The organism is Arthrobacter sp. GMC3 (assembly GCF_002929305.1).
GTDB lineage: Bacteria > Actinomycetota > Actinomycetes > Actinomycetales > Micrococcaceae > Specibacter.
Window position 1 is genome coordinate 1 of record NZ_PJIO01000020.1, and the last position, 17,635, is coordinate 17,635.

17 protein-coding genes, 5 tRNA genes and 1 riboswitch are annotated in these 17,635 nt (G+C 63.0%); of the genes, 3 read left to right on the forward strand and 19 right to left on the reverse strand.

The features are described from left to right. Positions 1 to 526: 526 nt before the first annotated feature. From CXQ94_RS19725 to CXQ94_RS19770, 10 genes are all read right to left on the reverse strand, one after another. Positions 527 to 979 (reverse strand): Rieske (2Fe-2S) protein, encoded by a 453-nt coding sequence (locus CXQ94_RS19725; protein WP_104092311.1) that lies wholly within the window; start codon positions 977 to 979, stop codon positions 527 to 529. A 117-nt stretch (positions 980 to 1,096) separates the two neighbouring features. Next, positions 1,097 to 3,238 (reverse strand): 3-hydroxyacyl-CoA dehydrogenase NAD-binding domain-containing protein, encoded by a 2,142-nt coding sequence (locus CXQ94_RS19730; RefSeq protein WP_104092312.1) that lies wholly within the window; start codon positions 3,236 to 3,238, stop codon positions 1,097 to 1,099. Then, complete coding sequence (locus tag CXQ94_RS19735; protein WP_104092313.1) at positions 3,235 to 4,473, reverse strand: thiolase family protein; 1,239 nt, start codon at positions 4,471 to 4,473, stop codon at positions 3,235 to 3,237. The genes CXQ94_RS19730 and CXQ94_RS19735 overlap by 4 nt, the downstream gene beginning before the upstream one ends. A 102-nt stretch (positions 4,474 to 4,575) precedes the next feature. Then, entirely contained in the window at positions 4,576 to 5,988 is a 1,413-nt protein-coding gene (locus CXQ94_RS19740) for an HRDC domain-containing protein (protein WP_104092314.1), read from the reverse strand. Between the two features lie 47 nt (positions 5,989 to 6,035). Continuing rightward, positions 6,036 to 6,605 (reverse strand): DUF3000 domain-containing protein, encoded by a 570-nt coding sequence (locus CXQ94_RS19745; protein ID WP_104092315.1) that lies wholly within the window; start codon positions 6,603 to 6,605, stop codon positions 6,036 to 6,038. An 81-nt stretch (positions 6,606 to 6,686) separates the two neighbouring features. Beyond that, positions 6,687 to 7,757 carry a low specificity L-threonine aldolase gene (locus CXQ94_RS19750; RefSeq protein WP_104092316.1) on the reverse strand — a complete coding sequence of 357 codons (1,071 nt, stop codon included), beginning with the start codon at positions 7,755 to 7,757 and terminating at the stop codon, positions 6,687 to 6,689. A gap of 16 nt (positions 7,758 to 7,773) precedes the next feature. Further along, complete coding sequence (locus tag CXQ94_RS19755) at positions 7,774 to 8,481, reverse strand: SDR family oxidoreductase (protein ID WP_104092317.1); 708 nt, start codon at positions 8,479 to 8,481, stop codon at positions 7,774 to 7,776. A gap of 18 nt (positions 8,482 to 8,499) precedes the next feature. Beyond that, positions 8,500 to 9,885 (reverse strand): DUF6421 family protein, encoded by a 1,386-nt coding sequence (locus tag CXQ94_RS19760; protein WP_219817093.1) that lies wholly within the window; start codon positions 9,883 to 9,885, stop codon positions 8,500 to 8,502. A 193-nt stretch (positions 9,886 to 10,078) separates the two neighbouring features. After that, positions 10,079 to 10,507 (reverse strand): peptide-methionine (R)-S-oxide reductase MsrB, encoded by a 429-nt coding sequence (gene msrB / locus CXQ94_RS19765; protein ID WP_104092318.1) that lies wholly within the window; start codon positions 10,505 to 10,507, stop codon positions 10,079 to 10,081. 14 nt (positions 10,508 to 10,521) lie between these two features. Beyond that, positions 10,522 to 11,013, reverse strand: coding sequence for a hypothetical protein (locus CXQ94_RS19770; protein ID WP_104092319.1), 492 nt, complete (start codon positions 11,011 to 11,013; stop codon positions 10,522 to 10,524). A 123-nt stretch (positions 11,014 to 11,136) separates the two neighbouring features. Between CXQ94_RS19770 and CXQ94_RS19775 the strand changes: the two genes are divergently transcribed. Continuing rightward, the gene (locus tag CXQ94_RS19775) at positions 11,137 to 12,354 is read left to right on the forward strand and encodes a S9 family peptidase (RefSeq protein ID WP_104092320.1); all 1,218 of its coding nucleotides are present in this window, start codon (positions 11,137 to 11,139) and stop codon (positions 12,352 to 12,354) included. Between the two features lie 106 nt (positions 12,355 to 12,460). Here CXQ94_RS19775 and ybaK read toward each other — a convergent pair whose 3' ends face one another. The 3 genes from ybaK to CXQ94_RS19790 all read right to left on the reverse strand — a co-directional run bounded on the left by ybaK (position 12,461) and on the right by CXQ94_RS19790 (position 14,477). Further along, positions 12,461 to 12,961, reverse strand: a complete 501-nt coding sequence (gene ybaK / locus CXQ94_RS19780; RefSeq protein WP_104092321.1) for a Cys-tRNA(Pro) deacylase — start codon at positions 12,959 to 12,961, stop codon at positions 12,461 to 12,463. An 89-nt stretch (positions 12,962 to 13,050) separates the two neighbouring features. Next, complete coding sequence (locus tag CXQ94_RS19785; protein ID WP_104092322.1) at positions 13,051 to 13,509, reverse strand: SufE family protein; 459 nt, start codon at positions 13,507 to 13,509, stop codon at positions 13,051 to 13,053. 47 nt (positions 13,510 to 13,556) lie between these two features. After that, a complete protein-coding gene (locus tag CXQ94_RS19790; RefSeq protein WP_104092323.1) occupies positions 13,557 to 14,477 on the reverse strand; it encodes a sulfurtransferase in 921 nt (306 codons plus the stop codon). A 247-nt stretch (positions 14,478 to 14,724) separates the two neighbouring features. Here CXQ94_RS19790 and zapE point away from each other — a divergent pair, with 247 nt between their 5' ends. Continuing rightward, on the forward strand, positions 14,725 to 15,801 hold the full coding sequence (gene zapE / locus CXQ94_RS19795) for a cell division protein ZapE (RefSeq protein ID WP_104092324.1): 1,077 nt from the start codon (positions 14,725 to 14,727) through the stop codon (positions 15,799 to 15,801). A 103-nt stretch (positions 15,802 to 15,904) separates the two neighbouring features. On the opposite strand, the gene CXQ94_RS19800 is transcribed toward zapE, so the two are convergent. Next, complete coding sequence (locus tag CXQ94_RS19800) at positions 15,905 to 16,105, reverse strand: antitoxin (RefSeq protein ID WP_104092325.1); 201 nt, start codon at positions 16,103 to 16,105, stop codon at positions 15,905 to 15,907. 133 nt (positions 16,106 to 16,238) lie between these two features. Next, a riboswitch (guanidine-III (ykkC-III) riboswitch) is annotated at positions 16,239 to 16,302 on the forward strand. 12 nt (positions 16,303 to 16,314) lie between these two features. Between CXQ94_RS19800 and CXQ94_RS19805 the strand changes: the two genes are divergently transcribed. Continuing rightward, positions 16,315 to 16,629 (forward strand): multidrug efflux SMR transporter, encoded by a 315-nt coding sequence (locus CXQ94_RS19805; protein ID WP_104092326.1) that lies wholly within the window; start codon positions 16,315 to 16,317, stop codon positions 16,627 to 16,629. Positions 16,630 to 16,731: 102 nt separating this feature from the next. Here CXQ94_RS19805 and CXQ94_RS19810 read toward each other — a convergent pair. The 5 genes from CXQ94_RS19810 to CXQ94_RS19830 all read right to left on the reverse strand — a co-directional run bounded on the left by CXQ94_RS19810 (position 16,732) and on the right by CXQ94_RS19830 (position 17,300). Beyond that, positions 16,732 to 16,806, reverse strand: a tRNA-Val gene (locus CXQ94_RS19810). Positions 16,807 to 16,874: 68 nt separating this feature from the next. Beyond that, positions 16,875 to 16,947, reverse strand: a tRNA-Gly gene (locus CXQ94_RS19815). Positions 16,948 to 17,009: 62 nt separating this feature from the next. Next, positions 17,010 to 17,081 (reverse strand) — tRNA-Val (locus tag CXQ94_RS19820). Positions 17,082 to 17,129: 48 nt separating this feature from the next. Further along, positions 17,130 to 17,203: transfer RNA gene (locus CXQ94_RS19825), tRNA-Cys, on the reverse strand. A gap of 24 nt (positions 17,204 to 17,227) precedes the next feature. Next, positions 17,228 to 17,300: transfer RNA gene (locus tag CXQ94_RS19830), tRNA-Gly, on the reverse strand. Positions 17,301 to 17,635: the final 335 nt, after the last annotated feature.

Genomic DNA, 17,635 nt, shown 5'->3' on the forward strand with positions numbered 1-17,635 from the left:
AGACACAGGAGCCCGGGGCAGCGGTGCCCTCGGCCACAGGATTCAGGTCAGCCAAACCCGGGCCATCAGGGCGGGGTGGTACAGCGCCAGCAGTGCCCGGTGTGGGACTGGTGTCACCGGCCGCACGTGAATCCCTTGGGGAGAAATCCACCCATCCCGGAACCGCCATGCCCATCACCGCCCGTAGAACCGAACCACAAAATTAGACTATATATTTGAGTAGCTGTTACGTCCTTGCTACATATATTCTAAATCCAGGCACTGACATTCACGGCCCACAATGACCCAGTCCAGCAAATCTGTGGGCAACCATCCTGACAGCCACAACTGTGGAGGACGAAACGCGGAAGAACTCTTTTTGCCCAGCCGCTGGCCCTGCCTGACAGGTAAATCGAGTGGCCCGCAGGGAGGGCTGCCGTGGGTCGCAATCGTACGGAGCGGCCTGCCAGATGGCTCCAAGGCTCCAAGGCTCCAAGGCGCCAAGGCACCAAGGCACCAAGGCACTAGGTATTAGGGCGCCAGAGCATTAGACGCTGACGGTGATCCATTCGCCATCGATCGCGGCAGCGTAGCGCGGTAATGCCACCTTCGCCGGACCGGACACCATAGTCCCGTCGGCACCCTTGAAGACGGAACCATGGCAGGGGCATTTGAAGTCGGCCCCGTTGGGTGCAATCTGGCATCCGGCGTGGGTGCAGACGTCGCTGTAGGCCAGCACGGAGGTTTCATCCGGGCGGAAGATCACTACGTTGACGTCGTTGGCGACTCCCTTGGCAGTGGCTCCCACCGGAACGTCTGAGAGCTTTCCGACCCGGACCGGGGTGCCCGTGGTGGGGATAGCTTCCGGGGTCTTACCGGCGCTGACCTGCGCAGGACCTGCCGGTGTGCAACCGACCAGGGCAAGGGCGCATGCTGCGCCGGAAGCTGCCGTGGTCACTCGAAGGACATTGCGGCGGGTCAGGGAAGGCTCAGCAGTCATGAAGACATTCTCTCAGTTGTAGCTGGCTGTTTGCTAAACCATGCACGACGGCGCCTGCCCACCTTGGGTGGGCGGGCGCCGTCGCGCTTGTGGGAGGTGGTGCTGCGGAAAGTCCTCCTAGATTGCGTGGAAGCGCTTCCCGTTGACCCGTTCGGAGGCGCCCACCCGGTCAAGGTAGGGGGTGATGCCACCTAGGTGCATGGGCCAGCCTGCCCCAAGAATCATGCAGAGGTCGATGTCCTCGGGCCCTGCCACCACGCCCTCGGCAAGCATGAGGCCGATCTCCTGGGCCAGGGCGTCCTGGGTTCTGGTGAGCAGTTCCTCGCCGGTGGAGGGGGAGTTGCCAAAGCGGAGCAACGCCAACGTGTCCTCGGGGATGTACTGGGAACCGTCGTCGGCCGTGGCCCATAGTCCTTTCTTGCCAGCGTCGATCAGCGCCTGGATATTGGCGGATACGGCAACCCTGTCGCCGAAGGTGGCGTGCATTGACTCTGTGACGTGCTGGGCCACGGGGAGTCCCACCATGGCCAGCAGCGTAAAGGGTGTCATGGGCAGGCCCATGGGTCGCAGCGCGTTGTCGGCAACGTGTGCATCGGTGCCCTCGTCAAAGGCTGCGGACACCTCGGCCATGAGGCGCAGCAGTACCCGGTTCACCACAAACGCGGTGGCATCCTTGACCAGCACAGCCGTCTTCCGCAGTGCCTTGGCGGTGGCGAAGGCTGTGGCGAGGACGGCGTCGTCGGTCTTGGGTGCACGCACAATCTCCAGCAGCAGCATGACGGCCACGGGGTTGAAGAAGTGGAAGCCAACCAGGCGCTCGGGGTGCTTGAGGTCAGCGGCCATGGCCGTCACGGACAGCGAAGAGGTGTTGGTGGCAAGGATGCACTCCGGCGAAACGATTGCCTCAACCTCGGCAAAAACGGCCTTCTTGACAGCAAGTTCCTCAAAGACCGCCTCGATGACGAAGTCGGCGTCGGCAAAGACCTCCTTGGACACCGAACCTGTGACCAGGGCCTTGGTGCGGTTGGCGGCGTCCTGGCTCAGACGGCCCTTAGCGAGGAGCTTGTCGACTTCGCCGTGAACGTATCCCACGCCCTTTTCTACTCGAGCGGCGTCGATGTCCGTCATGACAACCGGCACCTTCAGCTGGCGGGCAAAGAGCAGGGCAAACTGCCCCGCCATAAGGCCGGCGCCCACCACGCCCACCTTTGTTACGGGCCGGGCAAGCTTGGGATCCGGAGCGCCAGCTGGGCGCTTGCCGCGCTTTTGGACCAGGTCAAGGAAAGCGTAGACTGTGTCGCGGAACTGCGGCGTCTGCATGAGATCCGCCAGGGCCTCATCCTCAGCGGCAAAGGACTCTGCCTTGCTGAAATGCTTGCCCTTTTCAAGCAACTCGATCACGCGCGCCGGTGCGGGAGCCGCATTGGAGGTCTTGGCCTCAACAAACTTCTTGGCGTGGGCGACGGCGGCATCCCAGGCGGCGCTGTTTTCCTCGCTGAGCGGTTCGGAGACCGCGTTGGGGCGGTTGACCTGCTGGGCTCCGGCCAGGACACGGGCGGCCCAGTTCACCGACTGCTCCACAAAGTCGGCAGGTTCAAACAGCGCGTCGGCGATGCCCAGCTTGAACGCCGCCGGCCCGCTGAGGGTCCGGTTGTTGCTAAGTGCGTTCTCAAGCATGACCTTCACGGCGTTGGCCGGTCCGATCAAGCGGGGGAGCAGGTACACCCCACCCCAACCCGGGACCAGGCCAAGGAAAGCCTCGGGCAGTGCCAGGGCACCGGCCCCCGTGGACACGGTGCGGTAGTTGGCGTTCAGAGCCACCTCCAGGCCGCCGCCAAGTGCCAGCCCGTTGATAAACACAAAGCTGGGCACGCCCAAGTCGTTGAGTGTGGAGTAGACGTCGTGGCCCAGCTGGGCCATCCACAGCCCTGCCTCCTTATCCTTGAGGCTCTTGACGGCGGACAAATCGGCGCCGGCTGCTAGGAAGAAGGGTTTTCCGGTCACGCCGACGCCGGTGATCTCGCCCCGGGCGGCACGCTCGCGCTGTGCCTCAAGAACGGTGCCAAGCTCGATGAGGGTGTTGGGCCCCAGGGTGCTGGGGCGGCGGTGATCAAGGCCGTTGTCGAGCGTAATGAGGGCAAAAGTGCCCGCACTCGGCTCGCCGTCGACCCCGGGCAGGGCAATGTCCTGCACGTAGGAGTGCGTCACTACCTCGTCGGGGAACAAGACGGCAAGCTTTTGGAAGTCCTGGGCGCTCATGCGGCGCTCCCTTCGGTGAAAACGGTGGTTCCAGCGGGGACAAAGTGCGGGTTTTCCCAGATGACGGTGGCGCCCATGCCCAGTCCGATGCACATGGTGGTGATGCCGTACTGTACGGACGAGTCTTCGGCGAACTGGCGGGCCAGCTGGTTCATGAGCCGCACGCCGGAGGAGGCCAGAGGGTGGCCCACGGCGATGGCGCCGCCGTAGCGGTTCACGCGGGGGTCATCGTCGGCGATGCCAAAGTGGTCAAGGAAGCTCAGCACCTGGACGGCGAAGGCCTCGTTGATTTCGAACAAGCCAATGTCCTCGATGGTCAGCCCGGCCAGTTTCAGGGCTTTCTCGGTGGCCGGGACGGGACCAATGCCCATGACTTCAGGTGCGACGCCGGCGAAGGCGTAGGTGACAAGGCGCATCTTTACGGGCAGGCCGAGTTCGGCGGCGGTTTCCGCGGAGGCCAGCAGGGCCGCTGTTGCGCCGTCATTCAGGCCGGCGGCGTTGCCCGCGGTGACCCGGCCGTGGGCGCGGAACGGGGTGCGCAGGGAGGCCAGGTCTTCCAATGTGGTGCCGGGGCGCGGGGGCTCATCCACCGTGTTGATGGTCCAGCCCTGCTCGGCCTTGAGGGTGGCCACGGGTACCAGATCGGGTTGGATCTGGTCGTTGGCATAGGCGGCGGCCAGCTTGGCCTGGCTGGCCAGGGCGTAGGCGTCCGTGCGGTCTTTGGTGATGGCCGGGAAACGGTCGTGGAGGTTCTCGGCCGTGTTGCCCATGTTCAGGGCGGCAGGGTCCACAATGCGTTCTGACATGAAGCGGGGGTTCGGATCGGCGCCGGCACCCATGGGGTGGTGGCCCATATGCTCCACACCGCCTGCGATGACGACGTCGTAGGTGCCAAAGCCGATGCCCGAGGCGGTAGTGGTTACGGCCGTCATGGCACCTGCGCACATCCTGTCGATGGCGAAGCCGGGAACAGACTGGGGGAGTCCTGCCAGCAATGCTGCCGTGCGGCCGATCGTCAGACCCTGGTCGCCGGTTTGTGTGGTGGCCGCAATGGCCACCTCATCAATGCGGGCCGGGGGCAAAGACGGATTGCGGCGCATCAGTTCGCGGATGCACTTGACCACCAGGTCATCGGCGCGGGTAGAGGCGTAGATGCCCTTTTCCCCGGCCCGTCCGAAGGGGGTCCGGACGCCGTCCACAAAGACAACATCCCTTATCTGCCGGTTTTGGCTCACCTGTTGCTCCTTGTATCGACAATGTGTCAAACATCATGTTACTTGTCGGTAACTTAGAGGTCAAAGTGGTGCCCATCACAGGCTCGGTGTGTTGGCGCCGGGTTAGGTGGCGGGCTCGTCCTCACGGGGAGCTTTCGGGGGCAGCGGCTCGGGGTTGGCAAGTGCCTGTGCCAGCATGGGGGCGGTCTTTTCGATCTGCCAAGGCCGGGCGCCGAGGTCGGCCAGGGCGTAGGCCACCGTCTCCTCGGTGATGGGCGACGGCGGGCGCCAACAGATTCGCCGCAGGAATTCCGGGGTAAGAATGTTCTCGCCGGGAATGTTCAGCGCCTCGGAAATCTCCGCCAGGCGCGGGCGGGCGGTGGCGTACCGTTCGGCCGCGGCAAGATCACGATCGGCCCATACACGCGGGGGTGGCGGGGTGTTGTTGGAGACCTGCAAGGGCGGCAGATCGGTGCTGTTTTTGGCCGTCTGGATGGCGTGCAGCCACCTGGGGGCATCGCGTTTGGCGGCGCGGCCGTGGAATCCGGCCAGACCCAGCAAGGCCGGAACCGTGGTGGGCATGCCCTTGGCGGCGGCAATGATGGCGGAATCCGGAATCAGACGTGACGGGGCAATATCGCGGGATTCTGCGAGCTTTTCCCGGGTTTGCCACAGCTCGCGGACGGCGGCCAGCTGAACCCGGTTGCGGATGGTGTGGGAACCGGAAGTCCGGCGCCACGGGTCAACTCGCGGGGCGGGCACTCCGGCGTCGATCAGGTGCTGGAACTCCTGGGCCGCGTACTCCAGTTTGCCGTCCGCCTCCAAGAGGGCGAGCAGTTCTTCCTGAAGCTCGGCCAGAACTTCAACGTCTAGGGCGGCGTAGCGCAGCCAGGGCTCGGGCAGGGGCCGTGTGGACCAGTCTGCTGCCGAATGTTCCTTGGCCAGGTGGTACCCCAGCAGGGATTCGACGACGGCGCCCAACCCCACGCGCGGCAGGCCAGCCAGGCGGGCGGCAAGCTCCGTGTCAAACAGTTTGTCCGGCCACATGCCGACCCCGGCCAGGCAAGGCAGATCCTGGCTGGCGGCGTGCAGAATCCACTCCACACCACGCAGGGCGTCATTGATGATGGATAGGTTCTCAAAGGCTTCGGGATCAATCAGCCAGGTGCCGGCGCCTTCGCGGCGAATCTGCACCAGCATGGCGCGTTGGCCGTAACGGAATCCGGAGGCTCGTTCGGTATCCACTCCAGCCGGGCCGTGGCCAGCGGCAAGGGCCGCCGCGCAGCGTCGCAGCGCCGGTTCTGTGGAAACAACATCGGGAATGCCGTCGCGCGGCATGGTCAGTTCCACCAACTCCGGCAGGTCATCGAGATCAACGCGGACCCCGTCGATGACCACGGAGGTGAGGGGGGCCTGTGCAATATCAACGGTAGCAAGATCACCGGCGGGCGTGTGGCCCTGACTGGTTGACTTGTCCGTTGCGGTGGACTTTTTGGCCCGAGCGCGGCTGTGTGCAGTAGATTCTGGGTTGATCATGATAGACCCAGTCTAGCCAAGGCAGCGGATCGGTGGGCCCACGCCTCCTACATGCGGCGCCGTCCCGGGAGCAGTGTCACCCCGTCTGGGACGGGAGGCAGGCCGGCAAAGGTGCACACCATCTGTGACCAGGCCTCAAGGTGGGCCTGCACAGAGGACGTTGCAGGGGTCCAAGAGGCGCGCAATTCGATGTCTATGGCGTCCGGGCGTGCTGCCAGAGTGCCATAGCTTTCGGAGAGGATTCTTGTGGCTGTTCCCCCCGCGGAACGGTGCTCGGCGCCGTGCTCCTCGAGTGCCTCCACGAGCCACGCCCACGCCACATTTCCCAGCAGGGAATCGTTGCCCATATCGGGTTCCAGCTGCGCCCTGATGTAGGTGACAATGCGGAACGTGCCCTCCCACAGGGCGGAACCGTTGGGGTCGTGGAGGAGGATGAAGCGGCCCGTGGCGAGCTCTTCGCCGTCGAGGACCACCTCGGCACCTAAGGCGACGCCAAACGGTGCCAATCGAGAGGGTGCCGGGATCTCTTCCAGGGTCAATTCGCTACGGCTCTGCGCGGTGCGCAGGGACGCCAGCGCGGCCTGAAAGTCAGCGGGAAGCGGAGATTGTGAGGTCACACTCGCAGATTATTGCGTCCTTGCCGAAATCCGAGTGAGGCGCGCCGCACTCGGATTTCCCCTGACTCTCAGAACCCGGCGCTAGGGAGTCAGCTCTGCGCGGATGGCAGCAACGAACGCGTCAATGTCGGCTTCGGTGGTGTCAAAGGAGCACATCCACCGCACTTCACGGGCGGCGGCATTCCAGTCATAGAACCGGAAGGATTCGCGCAAACGGTCGGCGACGCCGTCGGGCAGGATGGCGAATACGCCGTTGGACTCGGTGGCCTGGGTGGGCAGAACACCGGGGATTGCCTCGACGGCGCTGCGCAGCTTTGCGGCCATGGCGTTGGCATGCCCGGCGGACTTGAGCCAGAGGTCATCGGCGAACATGGCCAGCAGCTGGGCGGAGATGAACCGCATTTTGGAGGAGAGCTGCATGTTCATTTTGCGCAGGTAGATCAGGCCGTCGGCGGCGGCAGGGTTCAGGGCCACCACGGCCTCCCCGTACATGATGCCGTTCTTGGTGCCGCCGAAGGACAGGATGTCCACCCCGGCGTCGGAGGTGAATTCGCGGACCGGAACGTTCAAGAACGCGGCCGCGTTAGCCAGCCGGGCGCCGTCCATGTGGACCTTCATGCCGAGGGAATGGGCGTGGTCGCAGATGGCACGCACCTCGGCGGGCGTGTAGCAGGTGCCCAGCTCTGTGGTTTGGGTGATGGAGACGGCCAGGGGTTGGGCGCGGTGTTCGTCGCCGAAGCCCCAGGCTTCCTTGTCAATCAATTCCGGGGTCAGTTTCCCGTTTTCGGTGGGCACCGCCAGCAGCTTCATGCCGCCCACCCGTTCCGGGGCACCGTTTTCGTCGCAGTTGATGTGGGCAGTGGAGGCGCACACCACGGCACCCCAGCGCGGCAGTAGGGACTGCAGGGCTGTCACATTGGCGCCGGTGCCGTTGAAGACCGGGAATACGTCTACTTCTTTGCCGAACAGATCGGCCATGACCTCTTGCAGGCGGGCCGTGTATACGTCCTCACCATAGGAGACCTGGTGCCCGTCGTTGGCGGCGGCCAGGGCGGTGAGTACCTCCGGGTGGACGCCTGAATAGTTGTCCGAGGCGAAGCTGCGCACGGTTGCATCGTGCAGGCGGGAGGTGGTGGAAACTGCGTCAGTCATGAAATGTACGCCTTGTCTAGGAAAGGATCAGGCGTGAGCCGTTGAGCTCGGACGCCGGAGTGGAAAATAGCCTCACCACAGTGTGCCCCAGGGTGGACACGTCGGTGAAACCGGGGAAAGTGCGTTCGGGGGACTTCTCTCGCATGCCAGGGTCAACCAGGGCTTTGACCACTAGTACGACGGCGGCCGGTCCGGTTGCGCCGTCGGGTGTGCCCAGCCCCTGAGCCAGGGCGCCCACCCACGTTTCCGCCGCAGCTTTGACGGTGGCGTAGTTGGCGTTGCCAAGGGTGGGTGCGGTGACCTGCGTGGAGGAGACAATGGCTATCCGCCCGTTGGCTGAGGCGGCAATGTCGCCGTAGAAGGCCCGGCTGGTGTTGCGCAGCGTCGTCAGGACCGAACGGTGCAGGAAATCCCAATCGTCGTCACTTTGCGCGGCCAAGTCTTTGCCACCACGCCAGCCGCCCACCAGGTGGATCAGGCCGTCGACGGGTCCAAAATCGGCGTGCACCTGCGCCGCCAGGGCGGCCACGGCGTCGGCGTCGGCCAGGTCGCACGTCAGGGGGACGGCACCGCCGGTAAGGGCGGCCGCCGCCCCAATGCGGGCGGCGTCGGACCCCACGGTAAGGACCCGGAATCTTCCCTGTACCAAGGCGGTGGCGGTGGCGATCCCGGCGGCACTGCTGCCGCCGGCGATCAACACCAGGGGCGCTGTTGTGGTTGTCATCTTGCCTACCCTACCCACCTATTCGGCGCTGGTGCCGGTGATGCCCGTGGTTGATTCGATGACTCCGGACATCTTCTTGGACAGGGCCTCGTAGAACATGGAGAGCGGGAATTCGTCATCCATGACCTGGTCGGTGACTTCGCGTAGGGGTGCCGTCAGTGGCAGCGCGTCCGGGCCCTTCGCCCAGGTGGAGGCCGGGTTTGGTGTCAGGGTGGCGGAGACCAGCTGGTAAGCGGCCAGCCAGTGGGCCAGCTTGGGCCTGTCGATGGAACGCCAGTACAGATCCTCGATTTCCCTCCCCAGGGCGATCACGACGTCGGGCACCTCGGCCCAGTCGATCGTGAGCTTGGTGTCGGTCCAGTGCAGGACATGGTGTTGGTGCAGCCAGGCAAAGAGCAGCTGGCCGCCCAGGCCGTCGTAGTTGCGCACCCGGGAGCCGGTGATGGCGAAGCGGAAGATCCGGTCAAAGATGACGGCGTACTGAACCACTTTGGCTTGGTGGCGGGCCTCAGGGGAGGCGGTTTCGTCGTGCTCCACGGCCACCGATTCGCGGAACGCGGTCAGGTCGCAGCGCAGTTCCTCCAGCGAGTACAGGAAGTAGGGCATGCGCTGCTTGATCATGAACGGGTCAAAGGGCAGATCCCCGCGCATGTGCGTCCTGTCGTGGATCAGGTCCCACATGACAAAGGTTTCCTGGGTCAGGGCCTGGTTTTGTAGGAGTTCGACGACGTCGGTGGGCAGATCCAGCCGGGTCACCTCCGCGGCCGCCTTGACCACCCGGCGGAACCTGGCGGCCTCCCGGTCCTGGAAAATGGCACCCCAGGTGAAGGTGGGGGTTTCCCGAACCGCCACACTTTCGGGGAAGAGTACCGCCGAGTTCGTGTCATAGCCGGGGGTGAAATCGATGAAGCGCAGCGGGACGAACAGCTTGTTGGAGTAATTGCCTGCCTCTAGCTCGCCAATGAACTCGGGCCAGATGACTTCCACCAGGACCGCCTCGACAAAGCGGGAGGTGGAACCGTTCTGGGTGTACATGGGGAAAACCACCAAATGTCCCAGGCCATCAATACGGTGCTCCTGCGGGTTGAACGCCAGCAGGGAGTCCAGGAAATCGGGGACGGCCAAGTCCTGCTCGGACCACTTGGCAAAGTCATCCTGGAGCAGGCTCAGGTACTGGGCATCATGGGGGAAGTGCGGGGCCAACGCAGCGATGCTTGCCGAAATGGTGGCGATGAGTTCGCGCGCCGCCGGATGGTCTTCCGCGTTGGGAACGGAGCCGTCCTTGGCCTGCAGCCCTTGCAATGTGGTGGCTCCGTGCTTGAGCGCCAGCCATGACGGATCCGTGGCAAGAGCGTTGTTGTTGGTGCCGGCTGTGGTGCCGGGGCTGTCCAAGGTGATGTCCATGGCGGGGATCCTTTGCTGCGGGTGTCCATTGATTTTTTCGAGCGTAGCAATGGAACAGCAAAACTAATGTGCCATATTCCCAAGCATCAGTAACCCGCGTGCTTGAGGCGCAAAAAAGGCGGCACTGCCACAGCGCTGACCATGCTTGGCTGGTCAGCGCCGCGGCGGGGCCGCCTACGCGCTTGGACGCGGGTTACTGCGCAGTTTCGGGATCCTGTACCAGGCGCAGCGAAATCGAATTGATGCAGAACCGCTCGTCGGTGGGCGTGTCGTAACCTTCGCCCTTGAACAGGTGGCCCAGATGGGAGTCGCAGGCCGTGCAGCGAACTTCGATCCGTTCCATCCCCAGGGTGTTGTCATGGACGTAGCGGACCGTTCCCTCGGCAAGCGGGGCGAAGAAGGAGGGCCAGCCACAGTGGGAGGAGAATTTTTCCTTGGACGTGAACAACTCGGCACCACAGGCACGGCACGCGTACACGCCGCTTGTCATGGTGTCCCAGTACTCGCCGGTGAACGGCCGCTCGGTGCCGGCTTTGCGCAGAACAGCGAACTCTTCGGGCGTTAGCTCGTTACGCCATTGCTCGTCGGTCTTGGAAACAGCTGGGTGGGCAGAAGTAGTCATATCTTCCTCAACGCTTAGGAGTCGCCAATAAATCCCGAATCGGAGTACAGATGCAGTACCGGCAATCCCAGTTTCTTTTGCGCCTGGGTGGCCCAGTCCTGCCGGAAGGTATCGGCCAGGGCGTGCGGACGGGTGACAACCACGGCTTGCCGGGCACCGGATTCGGTGACTTGAGCCGTTAGCGAGGCCACGGGGTCGCCGTCGGCAACCCGGCCGGAAACCTTGGCACCGGCACCGGTGAGCACCGCCAGGGAGGCGTCAAGAATTTCCTGGGCCTCGGCCCGGACGGTGGCCGTGTCAGGCTTTTCCCGGAACTCCCGCAGGGCGCCCGGCAGGTCAAGCATGGTCAGCTGGTCGATCACATCCACCAGCAAATGGCGTTTCGTGTCGGCAGGAACCAGCAGGACCAATTCGACGTCGTCGTCGGGTCCGTAGAGTTCGGTGATGTTTATGACGTCGGTGGCCGTCAGGGGTTCTTCGGTCAGGATGATGATGGCGTCGCTCATGGCACCAGCTTAGGCACAGGATTGGTTTATTGCTTACCGTGTCGAGGAAATATTGCTCCTGATTGTTGGTGCCTGCACGGTGCGCCGCTCGACGGGTGCTGCACGGGTGGGCAGAATGGGGGTATGGCAACTTCGGTGCAACGCTCAAACAAGTGGCTCAAGTGGGGTGTGCTGGGTGCCGGCGCTGCCGGTGGCGCGGCGATCACGGTGGTCATGGCCACCTCGGCGCTGGCGGCATTTTTTGCACGCAAGGTGGTCACTCCGGAAAAGACCCGTCAGAACGACGTCTCCATTCTGGCCGTCATCCCCGACGGCCCCGACCTTCAAGTAGTCCTTGAGGCGACCGCCGACACCACCATCGAGGGCACCTACGCCATCTACTTTGACGGCGGGCGTGCCCACGCGGTCATCGGCCCCATTCTCAGCTACGTGCCCCGCGAAGGCAGCATCACCCGTGCGGTGCTGTCCGTCCACGGCGGCGATCTGCGCACCGCCACGCGGGGCTGGTGGTCGGGGAGCGTGTACGCCCATCCGGAGGAACTTGGACTGGACTGGGCGGATGTGACATTGGTGCTGCCCGACGGCGAGGCCCCGGCCTGGCTCGTCACGGCACCGGACGCACTTCCCACGTGGGCCATCATGGTCCACGGACGCGGGGCCACCCGAGGCGAAGGACTGCGCGCGGTCCCGGCAGCCCACCGTCTGGGCATGAATTCGCTGCTGATTTCTTATCGGAACGACGGCGACGCCCCCGCGGCCGCCGACGGCCGGTACGGGCTGGGCGTCACCGAATGGGCCGACGTCGAAGCGGCCATCGGCTACGCGGTGGCCAACGGTGCCAAGAACGTGGTCCTCTTCGGTTTCTCCATGGGTGGGGCCATCTGCCTGCAGGCTGCCGATCTGGCACGTAATCGCAGGCACGTGCTGGCCATGGTCCTGGACGCCCCCGTGATCAACTGGGTCAACGTCCTGGCGCACCAGGCACAGATGAACAGGATTCCGGACTATGTGGGCCGCTACGGGCAGTTGATGCTCAGCCATCCCGTTGGCCGGCGCATTACGGGGCTGGCGGCGCCGGTGAACCTCAAGAGCATGGACTGGGTCAGCCGGGCAGTGGAGCTGCGCACCCCCACCTTGATCCTGCACAGCATCGACGACGACTTTGTACCTTATGAGCCCACGGCGGAACTGGCCAAACGGAATCCTGAGATGGTCACCTTTGAACCGTTCAGCAAGGCCAGGCACACCAAGGAATGGAATGTGGATTCCGTGCGGTGGGAGAACGTGGTGGAAACGTGGCTGCGTCCGCGTCTTGGCCGGTACGGGCTACCCCGGGACTGAGCCTCCCGCGCCGCAACTTTTTTCACCGAGGTAGACGGACCGCTGCCAAGTAGACGATCCGGAGCGTCGGCCTCGGCACGTTTCCGTCTGTTTCGGTGACGCGGAGCTAGCCGGGGTGTCCGATGGGAGCCGTTGTGGCTCCCGTGAGGCGGATGAGGTCTGCCGCGGAAAGCTCGACGTCGAAGCCCCGGCGCCCGCCGGAAACGTAGACGGTCTCATACAAGAGGGCCGATTCGTCCACCACGGTAGGTGAGGGGAGACGCTGCCCCAAAGGAGAGATGCCGCCAAGAACATATCCGGTGCGGCGTTGGGCCAAGGCCGGGTCCGCCATGGCCGCCTTTTTGCGGCCGCACGCGTGAGCCAGGGCTTTCAGGTCAAGGGTTCCGTTCACTGGCACCACTGCTGCCGTCAAGGTTCCGTCCACCTCGGCCATCAGCGTCTTGAAGACCTGCTCGGGTGCAACGCCTAGAACCTCGGCCGCCTCCATGCCGTAACTAGTTGCGGCAGGATCGTGGGCGTAGGCGTGCGGGGTGAAGGCCACACCAGCAGCGGTCAGAACCACAGTTGCCGGAGTGCCCACGCTGGCAGTGACATTCTTTTTTCCCATCCGGCAAGTATGGCAGCGAAATGCCCCGTCCCACCATGAAAAACCATGGTGTTACGGGGCAGTAGGCCAGCTGTGAAGGGTGCCGCGAATTAGGCCGCCGGGCGTAAGCCGCTGGCAACTTTGCGCTTGACGCGTCCCAAGATCGCTGACATGCCACGCATGCGCAAGGGAGAGATGGCGCGGGTAAGCCCCAGCTGATCCGGCATGTCATCTGGCACGGCCAAAATCTGCTCGGCCGTCAGTCCGTCCAAACCCTCAAACAGGACCGAAGCGAACCCGCGGGTGGTGGGCGCCTCGGGAGGCGCCTGGAAGAACAAACGGATGACCTCGCCGTCGTCCGTTTTCTCCGACTCCACGGTCAGGAACAATGGCGACTGGCATTCAACCACCTGTTCGAGCAGTTCGGGGTGGTTGGTGAGCCGTTCGGGCAGAGCCGGCAGAGATCGGGAGAATTCCAGCAGCAACGTCAAGCGGTCGCGTTCTTCCAATTCCTGGAAATCGTTGACGATCTCTGCCAATGCTGGGGGGAGTGCTGGTGAAGTAGTCATCGATATAAAGAATACGTTTCTTTTCGGTTCAGCGTTGGGTGTGGGGACTAGTTGCCAGTGGGCCATTCGCCGCGTTCGGTACCAACGGCGATGGGCACGCGTACTGCGTTGCCCCACTCGGTCCAGGAGCCGTCGTAGTTGCGGACGGTCTCAAAGCCCAGCAGGTACTTCAGTGCGAACCAGGTGTGGCTGGAGCGTTCCCCGATCCGGCAGTAGGCCACCACGTCATCTCCTGCCTGCAACCCGGCCTCGCCGAGGTAGAGTGCCTCGAGTTCTTCGCGGCTCCGGTATGTTCCGTCGCTTTCGGCGGCACGTGCCCAGGGGACTGAGGCAGCCGTGGGGATGTGACCGCCGCGCAACGTGCCTTCCTGCGGGTAGGCGGGCATGTGGGTGCGTTCACCGCTGTATTCCTCGGGGGAGCGCACGTCGATCAGCGGCTTGCCGGCATGGGCCAGCACGTCTTCCTTGTAGGCCCGAATCGGGGCGTCGTTGCGCTCCACCACGGGGTAGCCGGCCGACGGGGTGACCTCTGTGCGGTCGGTTGTCAGTTCCCGGCCCTCGGCAATCCACTTGTCGCGGCCGCCATCCAGGAGGCGGACGTCATCGTGGCCGAACAGCGTGAAGACCCACAGAGCGTAGGCTGCCCACCAGTTGGATTTGTCGCCGTAAACCACCACGGTGGTGTCCCGGGAGATGCCCTTGGCTGTGGCCAGGAGGGCGAAAGCCGCCCCGTCAATGTAGTCGCGCTGCACGTCGTCATTCAAATCCGTGTGCCAGTCGACTTTCACCGAGCCGGGGATGTGGCCGCTTTCATACAGCAGCACGTCCTCATCCGACTCCACAACCACCAGCCGCCCGTCCTTCGTGGCACCGGCAGCAAGGGCCTCGGCGAGCCATTCGGTGGAAACCAGGCGTTCGGGATGGGCGTAGGCTGCGAACTTCTCGTTTGTTTCAACTGCAACGGGCATGATGCCCCTTCCGTAGACAGCCCACCCGGGGCACATTGGTACGTTTCCGTAGACTGTTCCGTGGGGTAGGGCATAGACCGTGTGGCCGCCACATTGATGCGGCAAAGCCTTCTTCTCTCCTTCAGCCTAACGATTCAGGGGCCCGATTGCTTCCCACGGTTAACGCGGGGCAATATCTCGGCGGTATTCTTGGACGTGCGCGCCTAGCGGCACCTTTTTACGGTTTCCTTTATGAACGGATCAGTCCTTGGTACAAGTTGAGCAACTCTCCACCCGCCGCCCGGCAGTCTCGGTGGAGGAACTGCTAAAGGGATTTGTCCCGTCGCCACGTTTTGGCGAGGTGTCCTTTGCCACCTACCGGCCCGACCCCTCCCAGCCCTCCCAGGCACAGGCCGTGCAAATGCTGCAGGAGTTTGGCGACAGCGTGGCGCAAAAGCCGGCCACCGGATTGCGGAAACTCTTCGGCGGCAAGGCAAAGAAGTCTGATGCACGCGCCGGGATCTACCTCGACGGCGGCTTCGGCGTGGGCAAGACCCACCTGCTGTCCTCGCTGTGGCACCAGGTGGAGGGCCCCAAGGCCATTGGCACGTTCGTGGAATACACCAACTTGGTGGGTGCGCTGTCATTCCGCAAGACCGTTGAGGCGCTCAGTCACTACAAACTGGTTTGCATTGACGAATTTGAGCTCGATGATCCGGGAGACACTGTGTTGATGTCCCGGTTGATGCGTGAACTGGCCGACGCCGGTGTGAAGCTTGCCGCCACTTCCAACACCTTGCCCGGTTCCCTGGGTGATGGCCGGTTCGCCGCCGTCGACTTCCAGCGGGAAATCCAGGTGCTGGCCGACCAGTTTGAGATCTTACACATCGACGGCGAAGACTTCCGCCACCGCGGCCTGCCCACCCCGCCGGCCCCCATCGCCAACAGCGACCTGGATACCACCATGCGCCGGGAGTTTGCCGGTAAGACGGTGGCTGTAGATGACTTTGGCACCCTGGTGGACCACCTGGCCGGAGTTCATCCGTCCCGGTACCGGCAAATGCTTGAGGGGATCGACGCCGTGGTGTGGCGCAATGTGCACACCATTACAGAGCAGTCGGTGGCGCTGCGTTTTGTGGTTCTCGCCGACCGCCTTTATGACAAGGACGTGCCGATTTTGGCCAGCGGAGCCGCACTTGACGCCCTGTTTACGCCCGACATGATGACTGGCGGCTACCAAAAGAAGTACTTCCGGGCCGTATCCCGGCTGACGGCGTTGGCGCGCGAGGCCCAGGCTGAGGCGCCGGACGCCACAGCCGTATCCGTAGGCCAAACGCGAGGGTAACGCGGGTCGGCTGATCTGGTGTTAACGCCAAAAGGCGTCGGAGCCGTCTCACGACGGGTCCGACGCCTCCTTTGACGCCACATATAAGGGCGAAGGGCGAAGCCTACTGAGCGGGACCGTCCTTGGCCGCACCATCTACAAAGCCTGATGCTGCCTGCTGGACAGAGTCGACCTGATCCTTGAACTTGTCACCGGTCTTGCTGTCGATAAAGTCGCCAGCCTTCTCAATGCCGTCCTTGATCGCGTCTTCCTTGCCGTCAATCAGTTCCGCAGCCTTGCCCTTAATATCGTCAAAAATAGACAACAGGCACCTCCCTTCGCTCGGGGGCTATTGGCGCCCCAACTACTTCAAGCCTAGTGTCGGTGCTCACATTGTCAATGACTCGCCGGTGACACTCCCCACCCGATTTATCCCCGGGTGCCGGTGCGTGCCAAAATGAGAGTGCCGCTAGGCACCCGGACGAGGTGCGCCGTACCCGGCCAGCGACAAGACGGCGCCATGGAGGAATTATCATGGCATGGATTATTTTGATCGTCTCAGGAATGCTGGAGGCCGTCTGGGCCACGGCCCTGGGTAAGAGCGAAGGTTTTAGCAAGTTTGGGCCCACGGTGGTCTTCGGTGTGGCGATCATCGCCAGCATGGCTGGGCTGGCCTGGGCCATGCGAACCCTCCCCATTGGAACCGCCTATGCGGTGTGGGTGGGCATTGGAGCCACCTTGACTGTCGCCTACGCGATGATCACAGGCACCGAGGCGGTCTCACTTGTGAAAGTTCTTTTGCTGCTGGGCCTGATCGGTTGCATTGTTGGTTTGAAGCTGGCTCACTAATTCCCTTTGCTGGCGGCCGACGGCGCAACGGAAGTTAACGTCGTCGGCCACCAGCTGTGCGGAAAGCAAAAAAAGACACCCTGTGAGGGGTGTCTTTTTTGTTGGTGGGCGATACTGGGATCGAACCAGCGACCTCTTCCGTGTCAGGGAAGCGCGCTACCGCTGCGCCAATCGCCCAAGCTATTCGAAATTATACAAAACTGCCGGAATCCTGGGGATTCCGGCAGTTTCATACATTAATTCCGAGCGGTTGACGAGATTCGAACTCGCGACATCCACCTTGGCAAGGTGGTGCTCTACCAGCTGAGCTACAACCGCATTTTACTGCCTTATTACACTACCCGACTTTCATCGGGTGAATGAAACCGAAGCTTCATTCGTGGGCGATACTGGGATCGAACCAGTGACCTCTTCCGTGTCAGGGAAGCGCGCTACCGCTGCGCCAATCGCCCAAATGCATCCCGCTGTACTATACAGCAAAATACTTTGGTTCAGCCAAATGGAGGTGGGAACGGGATTCGAACCCGTGTACACGGCTTTGCAGGCCGTTGCCTCGCCTCTCGGCCACCCCACCGTGATAACTGAACGGTGTCATGCGAGCGGTTGACGAGATTCGAACTCGCGACATCCACCTTGGCAAGGTGGTGCTCTACCAGCTGAGCTACAACCGCATGAGCTTCATTTTCTCCCGTTTGCGTTTCCGCTTCGGTAGTCCGTGTTGCTGCGGTGAAAACATTACCTGAGCCTTTTCCCAAACACCAAATCGGCAAGTTCCCCGGGGGTCGATTGAGCCGAGATGGATGCAAAATCCTTGAAATGACGCGGAAGTGGCCGGTTTAATTCGAATTACAGCAGTGTCATTTATCGGCATTTTTGGCCCGTTTTGCCCATTTTTGGCCAATATTGCTTCTGAGGCGCTCGTCACATTTCGCCCTGGACCAGCCATGCTCCGGGCTCCGTAGGGCGAATTGTGCTGATGGGAAACTTTGAGCTAGTCTTTTGAACG

Excerpts from the sequence above, each read along its gene's own strand:
- CXQ94_RS19725 (WP_104092311.1), bottom strand. The coding sequence starts at position 979 with ATGACTGCTGAGCCTTCCCTGACCCGCCGCAATGTCCTTCGAGTGACC.
- CXQ94_RS19730 (WP_104092312.1), bottom strand. The coding sequence starts at position 3,238 with ATGAGCGCCCAGGACTTCCAAAAGCTTGCCGTCTTGTTCCCCGACGAG.
- CXQ94_RS19740 (WP_104092314.1), bottom strand. The coding sequence starts at position 5,988 with ATGATCAACCCAGAATCTACTGCACACAGCCGCGCTCGGGCCAAAAAG.
- CXQ94_RS19750 (WP_104092316.1), bottom strand. The coding sequence starts at position 7,757 with ATGACTGACGCAGTTTCCACCACCTCCCGCCTGCACGATGCAACCGTG.
- CXQ94_RS19755 (WP_104092317.1), bottom strand. The coding sequence starts at position 8,481 with ATGACAACCACAACAGCGCCCCTGGTGTTGATCGCCGGCGGCAGCAGT.
- CXQ94_RS19760 (WP_219817093.1), bottom strand. The coding sequence starts at position 9,885 with ATGGACATCACCTTGGACAGCCCCGGCACCACAGCCGGCACCAACAAC.
- msrB (WP_104092318.1), bottom strand. The coding sequence starts at position 10,507 with ATGACTACTTCTGCCCACCCAGCTGTTTCCAAGACCGACGAGCAATGG.
- CXQ94_RS19770 (WP_104092319.1), bottom strand. The coding sequence starts at position 11,013 with ATGAGCGACGCCATCATCATCCTGACCGAAGAACCCCTGACGGCCACC.
- CXQ94_RS19775 (WP_104092320.1), top strand. The coding sequence starts at position 11,137 with ATGGCAACTTCGGTGCAACGCTCAAACAAGTGGCTCAAGTGGGGTGTG.
- ybaK (WP_104092321.1), bottom strand. The coding sequence starts at position 12,961 with ATGGGAAAAAAGAATGTCACTGCCAGCGTGGGCACTCCGGCAACTGTG.
- CXQ94_RS19785 (WP_104092322.1), bottom strand. The coding sequence starts at position 13,509 with ATGACTACTTCACCAGCACTCCCCCCAGCATTGGCAGAGATCGTCAAC.
- CXQ94_RS19790 (WP_104092323.1), bottom strand. The coding sequence starts at position 14,477 with ATGCCCGTTGCAGTTGAAACAAACGAGAAGTTCGCAGCCTACGCCCAT.
- CXQ94_RS19805 (WP_104092326.1), top strand. The coding sequence starts at position 16,315 with ATGGCATGGATTATTTTGATCGTCTCAGGAATGCTGGAGGCCGTCTGG.